Origin of the sequence: Pseudoalteromonas prydzensis, assembly GCF_011050055.1 — a bacterium.
Taxonomy (GTDB): domain Bacteria; phylum Pseudomonadota; class Gammaproteobacteria; order Enterobacterales; family Alteromonadaceae; genus Pseudoalteromonas; species Pseudoalteromonas prydzensis_A.
The window spans coordinates 14129-30581 of record NZ_DRGM01000200.1 but is presented as its reverse complement, the minus strand read 5'-3'; the positions used below and the strand labels follow the sequence as shown (position 1 = coordinate 30581).

Below are 16453 nucleotides of genomic sequence, written 5' to 3'. Positions count from 1 at the left end.
CGGCAATCATTTGTGCACAATACTGTGAGGGGTTTTCTGAGCTTGGCTCAGGATTAATACTGAGTTGCAGTACGCCTTCGTTGCGCGCGCGAAGCATGGCTAAAGCACGGTGCGAAGGCACTTTTTTAAGCGCTTCTTGATGCTCAAAGTAATCACGGTACTTAGCACCAGCTTGTTCTTGTCCGGCAACAAGGCTTGCTTCAATTTGGCCGTGTTGGCTAATGTGGCTACGGAATTTAGCGAGCAATTTTGCATCTTCGGCAAAACGTTCCATTAAAATAAATTTTGCGCCATCCAGTACTGTTTTCTCGTCGGCAAAGCCGGCTTCAGGGTTTAGGTAACTTGTCGCTTGTTGCTCAGGGTCTAATGAAGCATCTTTGAAAAGTGCATCAGCTAGAGGTTCAAGGCCTGCTTCAATCGCTATTTGACCTTTGGTACGGCGTTTGGCCTTGTAAGGTAAATACAGATCTTCTAACTCAGTTTTGCTATCAGCATTATTAATATCTGCAGCTAAACTCGGAGTGAGCTTATCTTGTGATTTGATGGTCGTTAAAATAAAGGCTCTACGTTCTTCTAGTTCACGTAAATACGATAACCGCTGTTCTAATAAACGTAATTGGGTATCGTCTAATCCACCCGTTACTTCTTTACGATAGCGGGCAATAAAAGGCACAGTTGAACCTTCATCGAGTAATTTTGTAGCAGCTATAACTTGTTGCTCTTGAGCATTCAGCTCAGTGGCTAAACGGGCAGAGATATTGCTCATGCAAAAACCTTATTAAACAATTTGAAGACCAGAACGAGAGTTTTGGCGTAATGAATTGCCTGAATAATATCACAGCAACGCACAATAAAAAGGCCTTAAAGTATGCTTTAAGGCCTTTGTAGCGAAGATAATTATCACTCGCTAAATACGTAAATAGTTAAAAACTAATGTGGGTGCTCAATATGCTCCATTACTTCACTGAAAGAGTGAGCGATAGGACTAATATGAACGGGGATTTGCAATGTTTTTGCAATTTCACGCGCAGAGATCAAGCCACAAATTTCATTATGTGCGGTGGTAACCAGTAAAAACATCATACCGGCTTGCTCCATTGTTTGTAATGCATCACCAACACATGCATAGCCTAGGCTTTGCATACTTACACCGGTTAAGTGACTAAGTGGTGTCATCACGTGACGTAAGCTAATTTCAGCACGAGAGATATTTAAGCGCTGTGCTAAAATCATTATTTTTGAGCTTTGTAGATCAGCGCTTGATGCGATACCGAGTAACTTTTCTTGGTCATCAACCACTAAAATAAAGCCGGTATGTTGGCTGGTTATTTGTTTTAATGCATCCACGATAGTGGTTTCAAAATGCGCGCGTAGCGGATCTTTTTGAGTGAAGTTATTAACCATAGTTAAAGCTGGAGAGGTTAAATCAATTAACGGCTGAGTTTCACTGTAAGTGTGAGATAAAATGCCTTCAGAAATGTTTTGAGTACGAAGCTCTTTAAAGTTAGTCATAGTAATCACCAATTATGTTATTAAATTTAATAAAGTTTTAAGCAGTAAATTAAATTAAATAACTCGGTGGACCACGCTGATAAGCTTGCTTAAAAGGCTGTGCTAAAGTGGCACTCACATAAAGAGATGAAGTATTTTCAGGGAGTGGTTGAAGCGCCCTGATAGAGATCACGTCAACGTATGTGTCTATGTCAACGTCAGTTTGCTCTGCTATGTCACAAACAAAGTAGTGTGGGGTTGGAGAAGCTAACTCTTTAGAATCGTTATTGTCCTGCGCAAATGATGTCAAACTCACACTTATTAAAAGTGCGAATAACATGGCATTACTAATTATGCGATGTATTGCGTTTGACATAACTACGACCTTCCAATTCTAAACTCAAGCGCGAAATGCTTTACTTGAGTATCTTTATTTATAGTCTACAAACCCACTTTAGACAATCAATAATTAACCTTTTCTGAATAATTAGTCGAGAGTATTTATTACTCGGCTTAGCGCTTATCAAGCGCCAGGATAATTGATGCTGTTAACGTACCACTCTTTTTTGCCCTGCGGGGTGGTAACATAAAACTCATCGTCTACTTGTTTTTTCAATAGCGCACGCGCCATTGGTGAATCAATGGAAATATAGTCTTTACGATCATAAATCTCATCAGGACCAACAATTCTAAATTTGAGTATTTCACCTTGTTCATTTTCAATTTCGACCCAAGCGCCAAAAAATACTTTGCCAGCTTGCTCAGGAGAGTAGTCAATAATTTTTAAATCTGGCATACGCTTACGTAAATAACGCACGCGACGATCTATTTGTCGCAATAAGCGTTTATTGTACTGGTAGTCTGCATTTTCAGAACGATCGCCTAGGCTTGCAGCCCAACTCACTATTTTAGTGACTTCTGGACGCTTCACATTCCAAAGGTGGTCATGTTCTTGTTGTAGCTGTAAATACCCTTCGCGGGTGACTAAATTAGTTTTCACGTTGCAATTTTTACCTTGGGAAACACCTAGGCAAGGTATAAAAATCTTGTTGGCTTGTCGAGCTGATTTTCACTATCGTCAGCATTTGTGATGGCTTGAAATGTTCAGTAACAATCTAGTGACCTAATTAGTTTTTTATTATGCTGTTTTTCATTTATATTAATCACAACAGTACAAAATAATAAGAATGAAAGTAATGGGACATGAAACCACAAAAGTATTAGTCGTTGATGATGATATGCGGTTACGCAGCTTGTTAGAGCGCTACTTGGTAGAACAAGGATTTATTGTGCGTACAGCTGGCAACTCCGAGCAAATGGATCGGCTGTTAGAACGTGAAAACTTTCACTTGATGGTGCTTGATTTAATGTTACCGGGTGAAGATGGCTTATCTATTTGTCAGCGGTTACGGCAAAAAGAAAATGAAATCCCAATTGTCATGCTTACCGCCAAAGGGGATGAAGTCGATCGGATCATAGGTCTTGAGCTCGGCGCAGATGACTACATTCCAAAGCCATTTAATCCACGAGAATTATTAGCGCGTATTAAAGCTATTTTGCGTCGTCGTTCAAAAGAAGTGCCAGGTGCACCGTCAGCAGAAGAAAATCATATTTCGTTTGGTGAGTTTTCGCTTAATTTAGCGACGCGGGAAATGAGCCAAGGTGACAAAACCATGTCGTTGACCAGCGGTGAGTTTGCGGTATTGAAAGCGCTGGTTACACATCCGCGAGAGCCGCTTAGCCGTGATAAGTTAATGAACCTAGCACGTGGTCGAGATTACAGTGCATTAGAGCGCAGTATCGATGTACAAGTATCGCGTCTGCGGCGGATGATCGAAGTCGATGCCGCTAATCCACGTTATATTCAAACTGTATGGGGCTTAGGTTACGTATTTGTACCTGATGGTGAAAAATAATCTGCTATGAGTATGTTTCCCAAAAGTGCATTTGGACAAACGGTATTTTTGGTGGCGGCATTATTGCTGATCAACCAAGTGGTATCGTATATCACGGTGAGCCTCTATGTCGTTAAGCCTACGATTGAGCAAGTTAATCTGATTTTAGCCAAACAAATCAAAACGGTGTTTATAGATTGGGAAGATGGCGTTGAGATCAGCGATGAAGTATCGAATAAGTTTTTTGAAATAACCGGTATCGAAGTTATGACTCAGCGCCAAGCGATGAGCGAAGGGCTAGGCCAAACTCGTGAGTATTCAATGTTATCACGCAGTATGTCTGAGCAATTGAATGGCTCAGCGCGGGTGCGTATTAGTCAAACTGATCCGCTCGTGTACTGGGTTGAAGCACCACAAGCACCGGGCTACTGGGTTAAAGTGCCGCTTACTGGCTTTCAAGAAAATAACCTCGAATTTTTAACTTTTTACTTATCCAGTATCGGCTTTTTAAGTGTGCTAGGGGGCTGGTTGTTCGCCCGTCATTTGAATCGACCTTTAAAAGCGTTACAACAAGCGGCGGTAAAAGTAGGAGTTGGAGATTTTTCCACTAAACTTGAAGAGCATGGTTCAACCGAAGTGATTGAAGTAACTCGCGCGTTTAATCAGATGTCGCGGGGTATTGCAGCGCTTGAAAACGATCGCCGATTATTGATGGCGGGTGTTTCTCATGATCTACGTACGCCACTAACACGAATTCGCCTTGCTACCGAAATGATGTCGGATGAAGAAGATTATCTGCGTGAAGGGATCATCTACGATATTGAAGACATGAATGCCATTATTGATCAGTTTATTGAGTATTTACGCCATCACAAACGTGAAGAGTTGGCGCTTGAAGATCTCAACGCGATAGTGTCAGAAGTGGTGCATTCAGAACAAAAACATCAACGTACTATCACCTTTCGCGAAAACCCTAGTATTAGTAATATTCCTTTGAGTATGGTGGCAATTAAGCGAGTTATTACCAACATGATTGAAAATGCCATTCGTTATTCGGATGGTGATATTGCTGTTGAAACTGCACTCAGCGCGGATAAAAAATACGCTATGGTAGTTGTTAAAGATCATGGCCCAGGTATTCCTGAAAGTGAACTTGAAACGGTATTCGAGCCTTTTAAACAAGGCGATGCTGCACGAGGCAGTGAAGGCAGCGGCTTAGGCCTTGCGATCATCAAGCGCATAGTTGATATGCATGGTGGTAAAGTAAAACTGGTTAATCGCCCAGAAGGTGGTTTAAATGCAGAGGTTTATTTACCAGTCAAAGTGAGTTAGCTGTATATCGTTAATACGTCGTTATTCGGTTGCTGTCTGCGCTGCCAAAAAGGACTGTTTGACCAACGTTGCTCTTGATCGTAAAAATAACGTTTGTGATCTAAATAACGGTGCCAAATCTGTTCTATTTGTTGTTGGTATAGTTTTTTAAATTGGAGCTGGGTATCGTGTTCTATTTTATTGACTATATGGAGTTTTTTCATCAGCTCGGCAAGTTGCATCGCAGTTGCCATGGCATTAAAAATTCCTTGCGATGAGATTGGATCAAAGCTCAGTGCCGCATCACCTAACGCTGCCCATTGTTGGCCTGCAAAACACTCCAAGCGCGTGGAGTTAGCGCTGACGATACCATGCAGTGTTATTGGCTGTTGGCATACATCGAGTATTTTCGCTTGCTTGGCATAACATTGTGCATGTTGAGTAAATAACTTTGTATCACGGTGTAGGCCTTTGGTGAGCAGGTCCGGATCCGTTTGAAATGCTAAAACACGACGTTGGTTTGGTAATGGTGCACTGTACCACCAGCCGTTTTGTGTGGCACAAATGCTGCCTAGCTGATTTTCAATAGTATTAGCCACGGTTGCCCAGCAAGATATTAGCCGATCATGTTGTTTGTGAGCGGTGTATTTTTTTGCAAAATGAGCCTTTCGGCCAGTGGCATCAATTACGAATTGACTCGCAATGTTGATTGTTTGCTCGTGTTGCAGCTGTGTCAGTGTTATTTGCCAGCGCTGTCCTCGGTATTCGCTGTTTGCTAATTTGCCAGGCCAAATACAGCGCACACCCCGTTGCAGCGCTTTTTCGCGTAAAAAGCTCTCAAATATTTGGCGATCCAAACGCCAACCAAAACCATCAGGGTTATTTAGGTTATCAGTAACATAGGGCGTTGCTTGGCCCCAACTGATCTGCAATCCTGTGTTGTGTAAATGTTGCGGGGTTGTCACGTTGGCCGCTAGTTGGTGTTCAAATTCAGTTAATAAATCTAACTGCTGTAAAATGCGTCGTGCCGCAGGCGCTAAGCATTCACCAATTCGCTGTTCGGGCATTTTAGACTTATCAATCAAAGTGACTTGATATGAGTCACATAAAGCAAGTGCGGCGATACAACCCGCCACACCTGCACCAATGATCACAACGTCCGTTTGTAATTCGCTCTCTTGAAGTATCGCCATTGGTTTAGCGCCCTTTGTTGCGATGGAAACGGCTGGCTTTTTCAGTAACACCTAAGTTGCTTTGACTGCGATGTGAAGCGTGCTCAGCGGAGAGTGTCGCTTTGGTATGCTGCATCGCTTTACTCGCTAAGTTAACTTGCGCCTCATCTTGTGGATTGTTGGGCAATATACCAACCTGCATTGCGCTAGGAAATTGTGCATCGCCGATTACGCCGATATGAGGTTGTACAATCGCAAGTTCAGCAAAGTTGTCTATCATACTATTGATTTGGTTTGTATATGTGGCAGGATTACCGTGCAGAGGTAAATCATCAAGCCAGTCAGTACGATAAGCAAAAGCCTGTTGACGAGTACTGTCAGATAATGAGGTATCCAGCACTTGTTGATAGCGGAACTGATTCATTATTTGATTTGGCACTCGAGCAGGCCAAAATGTCGGTAAAAATGGATCGTACTCACAGCTGTAACCATCTCTACAACTCGCGGTATCAGTTTGCCAAGGAATAGCCATCCAGCGTGTTATTCCACCTGCAACTTGGCCACCAAACAAAGGTCCTTGTGCTAGGGTATAAACGTCGCTATTCATTACTGGGCCGTAATAGTAACGGTCGCTTGGTAAGTCCGCTTGGGCGTGCTTGAGTCGAAACGCCGACATATACATGCCAGCGGTTCGCATTGGCCAAGTCATTTCACAGCCTGGGTGAAATGCATCAGCAAGACAAAACTCCATCGCGCCGCGGGTAAGTAATTCTGGCTGCTCGGCAATAGGATAATCATCTAACGGGGTTACATTTGCATGTGCCGGACAAGCTGATTGTGGAGTGTAATCATTAATAAAATCACCTTTCACCCATTGCTCTAAAAAGCTCAATTGCAAATTTGATAGCGTTGCATGCTGGCGCACTGAGCCCGTGGGAGGAATGCTAATCGCATCACCATATAGCCAAGGCCACAGCTGTGGAGCCTGCGCACCGGGAACATCAAAACGACGAAAGTTATTAGACAGAGTTCGGCGTAATTCCTGATAGGCAGGAGAGGGATCGCTCAGCTTTTCTAGCCATTCATCTGTGGTGTAATTAAACTGACCACCCCAGCCAAATGCGCCTGCAAATCCATCATTAACCCATTGTAAATCGGTCATTCGGGTAAAAATGGGTTGAATGTCGTTGCGAAAAGAAGGTCGCTGTGGTCTTGCCAGCATACCGGCATCTACAGCAACGTCGCGCATTAAATCCCACATGGTGCGTACTGATTTTTGCATCGGTGCATAATCCGGTGGCGCGCAAATAACCCAAGCGGGTTCTACGCGAAGTGCTACCCCCTGATATACAACCTCAGCTGTAATTGGGCCATCTGAGGTGTCATCATACCAACCTTCATTATTTGCAAAGGTAATCGCTATATCGCCATTTACGTTACGTGACACACCATGACCACCGAGCATTAGTAAGCGGCCGTTTTTATCACTGCGCATTTCGCCTAAGTACACGTCTTGATCCATAAATTGGCCAATAAACTCATGCTTAGATTTTACGTTTTTGCGGTTTATACTGTGTTTGCCCCCCTTGATTAACAGCTTGCTACGATCGGCTACATTGTTATTACGCAGTAACGATGGCGGCGCATCGGCGGCTTCTGGAATATCTAAAGCAATTTGAAATTCGTACCAAGAGGCTTTTTGATTTGCTAATTCAGCATGCCAAGTGATCTCTGCATTGTCGAGGGTCAGTTCTTTTATCGCTTTGCCAGCGGCATTAAAACCGTAAATTCTAAACTCAGCGGCTTGGCGTTTTAATGCGCCGGTTTTATCTCGGTAACTGTGTTCATCAGTATGGGCTATGGGCTGTGGTTGTTGCGGGCCAATAAAGTAGTCTTTTTTACTATTACCCACGCGCATTACGCCAATCGGCGGATAAATACCAGCATAAACAATGCACTCAGAGTCAATGTCTTGATCTTGCTGTGGCTTAAATGCACTCAGCTGTTTAGGCTCTTGTAGCTGCTGACCATTAGCTGTATGTCGGGCATGAGCACTGGCCGCATAGGCTGACTTTCGAGCCAATGCAATGCTGCCTAGGGGCTCGTGGGCGGCTAAAGTACGCCAAATATTAAACGCTAAGTTATTACCAAGCTCAGCTTGGCCAATCGCGGTAATATTTTGTTGTGCTAAATGTAGCCGCGCAATACATACATAGGGGCTTTCTTCGCAGCTCCACACGGCTTGTGCATCATCAAGTGGCATTGTTTTAGGGTTTGTTCTTAATTGTACTTCAAAGCGAAAGGTTGCACCGCTTTGCCGTAAACGCCGCTGTAAGTCTAAAGCGAGGTAATTATTATCGACACTTGGTGCGCCAAGTTCACTGTCTTCAGGCACTAAGCGATATTTTACAATCTGTTGTTCGCCTAATTTGAACGGTAGTATTGCCCAATAATTAGCGCTTAAACAGCTTGCTTCAACTTTTTGCATGGCCTGTAAAATAGTGGCTGTTTGTATGTGTTGTGGATTATTTAAATAGGCATCATAGTTTTTATCGATCACGCCTGCGGTGGTGAATTGGCACATCTGTTGCGCATTTTTGGTGAAAAATCGATCCATGTTTTGAAAAATAAAATCTGCGGTTTCAGCTTCGCCAATTAGCTTTGGCCCATCGACTGCAAAGAGCTTCACCGCCAACCCTAATGTACTGTGTAAATCCGGTGAGGATGGCAACGTATCACTTGAAAATCGCACCGCACATTCGTATTCTTTGCCTGCAAAAATGCCAATTTTAAATTGCGGGTCTATATCTGGGTTGATAATAAAGTGACCATAAGCGATGCCATGTTGCTTTCTAAATACAGCTCGTTGTGCTGGCTGTTGACCTTTGTCTATACGCGGCACTTGACCAAGACCAACAAACATTTCAGTTAACCGCTGGCAGGCTAATTCAACATCTTTGTCGTTTGACCAACACGGCACATTGTTAGCAGTTGCTGGCGTTTTAATGCTGTGCTTTTTGGGTTTTTTCGCCATTATTATATTCCTTATAGTATTGAAGCGGCTCTAGAGGTATTAGCTCTAAAAGTTCTTTTCCGCAAGTTCACTATTATTGAGCTGCTTGCACATTGAGCTGTTGATTGCTGCTGCGTAACTTTTCAAAGTTGTTAAAAATATGACTAACGGCCATGGTGGATTGACCCGCACTAATGCCGTGACACGCAAAGCAATTGTTAATTGAATAATTAGCAGTTTGATTGGGATCGCCATAGGTTTGGGTATAGGTCTCTAGCGTTATATTGGCAAGCGCCAGTGAGCCACGCAATTTGTCGTTAGCATTAGGCGGTACAATATTGCCGCTAATGCCATTACTAAATTGATAACCTTGGGTACTTAACCAGACACTGCCAGCATAAAAATAGTGTTGCCAATGAGTGCCTTGTGCTGCTAAATTTTTATTAACACTGAGGTTGAGTTGCTGAATATTATTAAAATTTTCTGCATCTTGGTTTTGCTGTGTGGCTGTGGCGACTGTTGTATAGGGTGCGCCGTTAGGTACACCAAATTGGTAAAGTCTAAACGTATTAGTGGTGGTTTCACCTTGTGGGTAGCTTAGGTTAGCGTCGCCAGCCGTGGTGTTTTTTCTATAAAAAATAAAGTTATCGCTATCGCTTACCACTTTATTTGCATCGTAAGCTGTAGTGACTTTTTTAAACGCATTCGTTGAACCGTAATAATCAGGCGTTGATGCTTGATGTTCAAAGGTGGCCCAAATAAATTCCGGGTGATTTTCTACTACCCCAACAACATGCATACCGATTAATGCGACCTTACTGCTACGGATGGTTTTATTATCCGCTTTGATCAGTGCTTGACGAGTATAAAACTGCGCGTCTATCTCTTGTTCAGAATATAGCGCGCGTAGTTGCTCTGTTGCCAACCAGGCTGCTTTTATTTCAACCGAGCCCACAGCAAACTGATCACTGCTGGTAATGGGAGTTTTAGCTGCCGACTTGATGAATTCACGGTTTATATGAATTGAATAGTAAGCAGGCTGATTACCATATTTTGTAAATAACTCGCCATGGCTACTACCTGCCTGAGTGGTATCTTCTAAAATTAGTTGAGCACTTAATTTAAAGCCGGTGGGATTGAGTAAATCATTCCAAGGCTCAAGATAAGGCATCATTTCATTGTTTACTTGCAAGTAGTCATCGCCAAACATGACTAGTTGATTGGTCTTTTTATCTATTTGAGTTAAATACAGAAACTTCTGCCAAGACCATTGATGAAAGTCACAGTTAGTGGATTTATCTTGTCCGTTGACCAATGCAAACGGGCTATCTTTACCTTCTTTAGGCGGTTTAACTGGAGAGTTAAACCAATCGCTTTGAGCACCACAATTAGTTTGCGACGCATATTGAGCAGATAATTTCCCAGTTGCATGAGCGGTTAGCGAGCTTAAACAGGCTAATGCCACAACGGCGATTGTAACGGACTTAAAAGGTGCCATGATAATGTTCCTACAGTTGCTAATTGAGCTAAATAATTTTTATCAATACAAAGTAGGTCACTACAGATAAGAAATCTATTACACGACATTGCAGCAAGGAGTCAGCCAGTATTTAGGTTGCTCAAGTCGAGTGCTTTGTTGTTACTGGGGTTATTGGATTAATAATTGTGGTTGTTGCCGAACGGTTTTAAGGGGGCAGCTGTATCTTAGTCTTAAAACGAATAAGCGCGAGTTATACTCGCGCTTAGCCATTACTTTAATATGTTTATAAGTTTGCTATTACAATGCTTTAAATCTAATCGCTGTACCACCGCTGGTGGCAAGGTTGAGAGTTAGCTTATCAGCCGCCGTAACAACGCGTGTTTCTATTGTTAAATCGTATGGGTTATTTTTCCACTCGGCTTTATCGCCATCACGATAAATCTGCGCTGCAAACTTTTTGCCTTTATCTAAAAAGTCGAGCTTTACTTCAAGTGTACGTGCTTGTTCGTCGGTCACGGCACCTAAGTACCAATCGTTACCTGAGTAGCCATCGCGTTTACGCTCTTTACGAGCAAATACTACAAAGTCACCAACTTCACCATCGAGAGCAATACTTTGCTGCCAATCGGTAGGTACGTCTTGAATAAACTGAAAAGCATCCGGTTTGGCTAAATAGTTACGCGGAAGATCAGCGGCCATTTGAATTGGGCTGTACAACACCACATACAAAGCCAACTGCTTTGCTAACGTGGTTTGCGGACGGTTAGTATCAGCACCTAAGCCATTAAAGCCCATATCAAAAATACCTGGGGTAAAGTCCATTGGCCCTGCCAACATACGCGTGAAAGCCAGCATTGGAATATGCTCTGGTGGATTTGGCGGTGTGCCCCACGCATTAAACTCTTGGCCGCGAGCACCTTCACGGGCGATCCAATTTGGGTAAGTACGGCGCAGGCCGGTATCTTTAATTGGTTCGTGAGTATTAATACTAATTTTATGTTTAGCGGCGAGCTTTACACTGTGTAGGTATTCATTAACCATAAATTGGCCATCGTGCCACTCATGGCGAGCAATGCCGTTTTCATCAATACGTTTAATGTTACCACCATCTGCTACGTAGCCCGTTTTTACTTGGCTGACGTTAGATTTTTCGTACAGCGCATAAGCGTCTTCCATTTGCTCGCGATAGTTAGTTACGTTGCCTGAGGTTTCGTGGTGGCCAATCAGTTGCACACCTTTTTGTTTGCCGTAACGAGTAAGCTCTGCAATATCAAAATCAGCGTAAGGTTTAGTAAAGCTAAATACATCACCGTTGAAGAACCAGTCGCCATCCCAGCCAATATTCCAACCTTCAACTAATACGCCATCAAAGCCATATTTAGCCGCAAAATCCATGTAATATTTCGTGTTTTGTGTGGTTGCGCCGTGTTTTTCACCGCTGCCCCAGGTGGTTTCATTGATGTGCATACCCCACCAAATACCCACGTATTTACCTGGTTTAACCCACGATACATCACCGAGCTTGTTTGCTTCATTGAGGTTTAAAATAATATCTGAATTGATCAAATCAATGGCTTTTTCGCCAATTTGTACTGTACGCCACGGAGTATTAAATGCACCGTGCTTTTTAACTGCGATGCCATCAGACCAAGGCGTCAAGTCGGCTTGTAAAGTCCCTGGACGACGTTGATTGAGCACCATGCCTGCGTAATCAACCAGTGCAGCTTCGTGGATACTGACATGGACATCGTCAGCATTTTTAAAGGTAAATGGGGTGTGTACCAGCGCTGCTTGTTGTAGTGGGCTGGTGTTATAAACGTATTCATAACGGTTCCAACCACGCGCAGGGATCCACCATGCGGTGGCTTTATCTGCACCACTAATGGCAAACTCGGTGAGTTCTTTCGTGATTTCGATGTTTTCAAACCCTGCTTGTTTCGGTACTTCGTAACGAAAACCCACGCCTTCATCAAAGGCTCGAAAACGAACCGTGTATGTGCCGCTTTGTGGCGCTGGTTTACTAAAGGTAACGGCAACTTCGTTATGTTTATCAATAACGGTTTGGCGTTCACCCCAAGGTTGTTGCCATTGGCTGTCATGTTGAGAACTTTTAACGTCGGTTATTGTAAAACCTTCAGCAAAGGCGGCTTGTTGCTTAAATTCAAAGCCAAGTGATGAGTTTTCAATAACATTTTTGCCGTTAAAGCTGATCTTATAACTGGGTGTAGCTTGCTGATCCGAAATGGTTATTTTTATGTTTCCGTTTGGAGATTGAATCGTCGCGTCTTTAGCAAAGCAAGCACTTGAAAATCCAAGTAGAAGTAGCAAAGGTAATCGCATAGCTGTTCCTTGAGGTGTAACCTAATTGAATCATTTAGCATAAAGCGCAAGCGCCTTGATTACGAGATGGCTGCATACGTATTCAATTTATTAGTCGGCCAAGTTTTAGCTAAGTATGCAAAATAAAATTAACAAAGTATTAATTGAATCGGTCTATAATGAATAAAGCCAAATAATAAGACATTTAGATGAGCAAACTATTTATCGCTACTTTATTTATTTTTATGATGAATAAAAGTCATGCTGTAACCATCACCATTAATGATCAAAACCAGCAGCCGCTTGCGAATGCGGTGGTGTGGCTAACTGCAACAGATAATACTCTATCAACCTTGCCAGTGAGCTCGCCATTTACTATGACGCAAAAAGCGCGGCAGTTTACTCCTCATGTTTTAGTGGTGCCGCAAAATGCACAGGTTGAGTTTCCAAATGCGGATTCAATCATGCATCACGTTTATTCGTTTTCAACAGCTAAACCATTTGAATTAAAGCTGTATCGTGAACAACCGCAAGCCCCGATCCGTTTTGAACAAACTGGGGTCGTTGAGCTAGGTTGTAATATCCATGATTGGATGTTGGGTTATATTGTGGTGGTTGATAGCCTATTTTATGGCATTACAAATAACCAAGGGCAAATTGAACTGACTCCAGAACAAGGTGATTTTAAGCTTAATGTATGGCATGAAGGGTTTAGTGATATTAGTCAAACTGAAAGCAAAGCAATCGCGCTCACCAGTGCAGCGATTGTTTATCAAATAGAGCAATCTATTGTGCCTCGTATTACCATTGCGGTTGATGAATTTGATGACTATGAATAAAGCCATTTTTGCTGTTAATTTACTGGGATTAATATGCAGTATTAATGCGTTTGCGCAAGTAAAGGGCTTAGTGCAACTAAGTGCTGTTAAAGGTGATCAACAATTGAGTTGGCAACAAGGTGGGGTAGGGCTGTACCGGTATGACAGTGATAATGATGGCATTGTACTGTCACAAGGTTTGCTTGATTTTAGAGTCGATTTAACGACCGCTTGGTCAGCGCATGGGGTTATTAATGCTTACCAAGATCCGCAGTCGAGCCTAGGTTTTAGTCAGGCCTATTTGCAGTATCAGCCACTCACACAAAGTAACTATAAATGGCATTTGCGGGTAGGTGGTTTTTACCCACTATTGTCATTAGAAAACCCCGATATGGGTTGGCTCTCGCCTTATAATTATACTAACTCAGCAATAAACTCATGGCTAGGTGAAGAGGTACGTACCGTTGGAGTTGAGGCCACTATCAAGCGGCCTGGTCGCAGCTTTAACAGTGCCCATAGCTTTAGCTTCGTTGCTGCTACTTTTAAAGGTAATGATCCTGCAGGAACATTACTTGCGTGGCGTGGCTTTGCATTACATGACCGTCAAACCACCTTTAATGAAAGTATTGCCTTTGCACCAATTGCTTCATTTAATACCCCTCAACTTCAGTATCAGGCAAATCAGGTGCTGCCCTTTGAAGAGGTTGATGGACGCTTTGGTTATTACCTGGGAATGCACTGGGATTATTTAAAAAAATCACAATTTCGTTTTTATTATTACGATAATAATGGCGATCCTGCTGCGCTAAATTATGCTACGGGTCAGTATGCATGGGATACTCGCTTTGCCAGTGCTGCTTGGCTTTATAAATTGACAGCTCAAACACGTTTGATAGTACAAGCTATGTCTGGCAAAACGGCAATGGGCAAAAACCGTGGCGTTAATAATGACTTTTACAGTCATTTTGCGTTACTTAGCCACAAAATCGCAAAACATCGTTTTTCCGTACGTTATGATTTTTTTGAGGTAACCGATCATGATGATTGGGCGTTTGATCCAAACGCCAGCCATGGCGAAGCTATTACCGCAACATGGCGCTATCAGTTAACCCCGCAATGGCAACTTGGTATTGAAGGCTCTGCATTACATAGTCAGGCAGATAACCGTGAGGCAATGGCAATGGCCAGCAAATTATCGCAACAACAACTGAGTTTAAATCTGCAGTGGCGCTATTAATGGTAATTTTGTGCGTTTGAACTATCTTTAAGTATCGATTGATACTGCACTTTTACGTATAAGGTGAAACATGAAATTACAGAGTATTCGTGTTAAAAGCTCCGTTCCAATTGTGTTACTTGGGATTGCAATAATTGTGCTGATCACAGGCTACACATACTTAATTAACTTACAAAAAGTTGCTTTAGATGCACAATCTGAGCGGTTTCTAAATGCTATTTCAGTCGTGGTTAACAGTGACCGCGATCTCTATCAAGCCAAAGTGGCCGAACTACACTTAGTAACTAATAAGATGGGCAGTGCAGAAGAGCTGCAAGATCACCGAGAAAATGCACAGCAAGTGAGCGAACGTTTTAATCAATATTTACATTTTTTATCAGCCTACCCGCAAGTGACTACACAGTTTGGTGGCTTTGATAGTGCCTTTACTAAATGGTTATCAGCATCAAACGCGTTTATCAACGACCCGCAAAACAAGCAAAAGAATCAACAGGCCGATACTGAGTTTGCAGCGCTGCGCGATATTTTAGATAAAGCAGGTGAACAAGCTGAGTTGACGTCGAAACAAGAAAAACAAAAACTGCTAGAGAAGATCACCACAACGAAATGGTTTTTACTGACTATAGTGGTGGTACTGTTAGCGATTTCAGCTTGGTTTAGTTATATGATCCCACGTCAGCTAACGAAGCAAATGCATTATGTGACAGCGCGAATTAATGATATTGCTTCTGGGGATGGTGATTTAACAGGACGTATAGCGATAGCAAGCCAAGATGAATTTGCCGAGCTGGCCACTGCATTTAATCGCTTTTTAGATAATTTGCAGCAACTGATCCGTGATATTTTAGGGCAAGCTAATGAACTCAACCATTTAGGGACTGATTTAAGTCAGTTCGCAAATCAAAATAATCAGATCACTCAAAAACTCAGCCAAGCATCTGAATCAATCGTCAGTGCAGTTCATCAAATGAGTGTTGCTAGTCGCGAAGTGGCCAATGTGGCGCAGCAATCTTCAAAAGAGGCTGATAATTCACAGCAACTGGCTAAGCAAGGTTTGACGGCTGTGGCTAATTCGAGTGATAAAATAGTCGCGCTATCTGAAAATATGGAACATGCCAGTAACAAATCAACCGAACTGCAACAAAGCTCCGATAATATAGCAAAAGTGCTGGAGGTGATCCGCGCGATTGCAGAGCAAACTAATTTACTCGCGCTTAATGCTGCTATTGAAGCGGCGCGTGCTGGCGAACAAGGGCGAGGGTTTGCGGTGGTCGCCGATGAAGTACGCACCTTGGCAACGCGCACTCAAGAAAGCACTAACGATATACAACAAATGGTTGAGCAATTTGCCAATAGTGTCGAACAATCTTTAACGGCAATTAATGGTGGCAAACGCTTTGCGGATGAAGCCGTAGCCTCGTTTACGCAAACCAATGATGTGCTTAATGCGATGCAAGAGTCATCAGTAAAAGTGAACGATATGGCCATGCAAACAGCGCAAGCTACCGATGAGCAAACCGCAGTAGCAGAAGAAATTAGCCATAATTTATCGTCATTGAACGATCAAACCATGCAAGGTGGCGAGCTGGCACGTTCAACCGAAGAAGTCGCGGTAAGAATGAATCAATTAACCGATGAATTAAACCGCCTAGTACAGCGCTTTAAAGTTTAATTTCTTGCTGTAGGTAATAAAAAGGGTTCGATAGAACCCTTTTTG

13 protein-coding genes are annotated in these 16453 nt (G+C 42.8%); 5 read left to right on the top strand and 8 right to left on the bottom strand.

Going from position 1 to position 16453, the window contains the following annotated elements:
- The 4 genes from ENH88_RS20655 to greB form a co-directional block, all read right to left on the bottom strand.
- The coding region (locus tag ENH88_RS20655) for a Tex-like N-terminal domain-containing protein (RefSeq protein WP_304185191.1) at positions 1-766 on the bottom strand (766 nt) is incomplete at its 3' end.
- A gap of 164 nt (positions 767-930) precedes the next feature.
- Positions 931-1512: a CBS domain-containing protein gene (locus ENH88_RS20650; RefSeq protein WP_304185190.1), complete on the bottom strand. Its 582-nt coding sequence runs from the start codon at positions 1510-1512 to the stop codon at positions 931-933.
- A 49-nt stretch (positions 1513-1561) separates the two neighbouring features.
- Positions 1562-1867 carry a hypothetical protein gene (locus tag ENH88_RS20645; protein ID WP_304185189.1) on the bottom strand — a complete coding sequence of 102 codons (306 nt, stop codon included), beginning with the start codon at positions 1865-1867 and terminating at the stop codon, positions 1562-1564.
- A 147-nt stretch (positions 1868-2014) separates the two neighbouring features.
- Entirely contained in the window at positions 2015-2491 is a 477-nt protein-coding gene (gene greB, locus ENH88_RS20640; protein WP_304185188.1) for a transcription elongation factor GreB, read from the bottom strand.
- A 196-nt stretch (positions 2492-2687) separates the two neighbouring features.
- Here greB and ompR point away from each other — a divergent pair, with 196 nt between their 5' ends.
- Together ompR and envZ are read left to right on the top strand one after the other, a co-directional pair.
- Positions 2688-3407, top strand: a complete 720-nt coding sequence (gene ompR / locus ENH88_RS20635) for a two-component system response regulator OmpR (RefSeq protein ID WP_304185187.1) — start codon at positions 2688-2690, stop codon at positions 3405-3407.
- A 6-nt stretch (positions 3408-3413) separates the two neighbouring features.
- Positions 3414-4718 (top strand): two-component system sensor histidine kinase EnvZ, encoded by a 1305-nt coding sequence (gene envZ, locus ENH88_RS20630; protein WP_304185186.1) that lies wholly within the window; start codon positions 3414-3416, stop codon positions 4716-4718.
- On the opposite strand, the gene ENH88_RS20625 is transcribed toward envZ, so the two are convergent.
- From ENH88_RS20625 to ENH88_RS20610, 4 genes are all read right to left on the bottom strand, one after another.
- Entirely contained in the window at positions 4715-5890 is a 1176-nt protein-coding gene (locus ENH88_RS20625; protein WP_304185184.1) for a tryptophan 7-halogenase, read from the bottom strand. The two genes, envZ and ENH88_RS20625, sit on opposite strands and share 4 nt — an antisense overlap.
- 4 nt (positions 5891-5894) lie before the next feature.
- Complete coding sequence (locus tag ENH88_RS20620; protein ID WP_304185182.1) at positions 5895-8903, bottom strand: LodA/GoxA family CTQ-dependent oxidase; 3009 nt, start codon at positions 8901-8903, stop codon at positions 5895-5897.
- Between the two features lie 73 nt (positions 8904-8976).
- Positions 8977-10380, bottom strand: coding sequence for a hypothetical protein (locus ENH88_RS20615; protein ID WP_304185180.1), 1404 nt, complete (start codon positions 10378-10380; stop codon positions 8977-8979).
- A gap of 279 nt (positions 10381-10659) precedes the next feature.
- Complete coding sequence (locus tag ENH88_RS20610; protein ID WP_304185179.1) at positions 10660-12702, bottom strand: glycoside hydrolase family 97 protein; 2043 nt, start codon at positions 12700-12702, stop codon at positions 10660-10662.
- 188 nt (positions 12703-12890) lie between these two features.
- Here ENH88_RS20610 and ENH88_RS20605 point away from each other — a divergent pair, with 188 nt between their 5' ends.
- From ENH88_RS20605 to ENH88_RS20595, 3 genes are all read left to right on the top strand, one after another.
- Positions 12891-13520 (top strand): methylamine utilization protein, encoded by a 630-nt coding sequence (locus ENH88_RS20605; protein WP_304185178.1) that lies wholly within the window; start codon positions 12891-12893, stop codon positions 13518-13520.
- Positions 13507-14736: a hypothetical protein gene (locus ENH88_RS20600; RefSeq protein WP_304185177.1), complete on the top strand. Its 1230-nt coding sequence runs from the start codon at positions 13507-13509 to the stop codon at positions 14734-14736. Before ENH88_RS20605 ends, ENH88_RS20600 begins: the two co-directional genes overlap by 14 nt.
- A gap of 70 nt (positions 14737-14806) precedes the next feature.
- The gene (locus ENH88_RS20595; RefSeq protein WP_304185175.1) at positions 14807-16408 is read left to right on the top strand and encodes a methyl-accepting chemotaxis protein; all 1602 of its coding nucleotides are present in this window, start codon (positions 14807-14809) and stop codon (positions 16406-16408) included.
- Positions 16409-16453 lie beyond the last annotated feature (45 nt).

Bases quoted from the DNA above. Each gene is read 5' to 3' on its own strand.
- ENH88_RS20650 (WP_304185190.1), bottom strand. From the start codon at position 1,512: ATGACTAACTTTAAAGAGCTTCGTACTCAAAACATTTCTGAAGGCATT.
- ENH88_RS20645 (WP_304185189.1), bottom strand. From the start codon at position 1,867: ATGTCAAACGCAATACATCGCATAATTAGTAATGCCATGTTATTCGCA.
- ompR (WP_304185187.1), top strand. From the start codon at position 2,688: ATGGGACATGAAACCACAAAAGTATTAGTCGTTGATGATGATATGCGG.
- envZ (WP_304185186.1), top strand. From the start codon at position 3,414: ATGAGTATGTTTCCCAAAAGTGCATTTGGACAAACGGTATTTTTGGTG.
- ENH88_RS20625 (WP_304185184.1), bottom strand. From the start codon at position 5,890: ATGGCGATACTTCAAGAGAGCGAATTACAAACGGACGTTGTGATCATT.
- ENH88_RS20620 (WP_304185182.1), bottom strand. From the start codon at position 8,903: ATGGCGAAAAAACCCAAAAAGCACAGCATTAAAACGCCAGCAACTGCT.
- ENH88_RS20615 (WP_304185180.1), bottom strand. From the start codon at position 10,380: ATGGCACCTTTTAAGTCCGTTACAATCGCCGTTGTGGCATTAGCCTGT.
- ENH88_RS20610 (WP_304185179.1), bottom strand. From the start codon at position 12,702: ATGCGATTACCTTTGCTACTTCTACTTGGATTTTCAAGTGCTTGCTTT.
- ENH88_RS20605 (WP_304185178.1), top strand. From the start codon at position 12,891: ATGAGCAAACTATTTATCGCTACTTTATTTATTTTTATGATGAATAAA.
- ENH88_RS20600 (WP_304185177.1), top strand. From the start codon at position 13,507: ATGACTATGAATAAAGCCATTTTTGCTGTTAATTTACTGGGATTAATA.
- ENH88_RS20595 (WP_304185175.1), top strand. From the start codon at position 14,807: ATGAAATTACAGAGTATTCGTGTTAAAAGCTCCGTTCCAATTGTGTTA.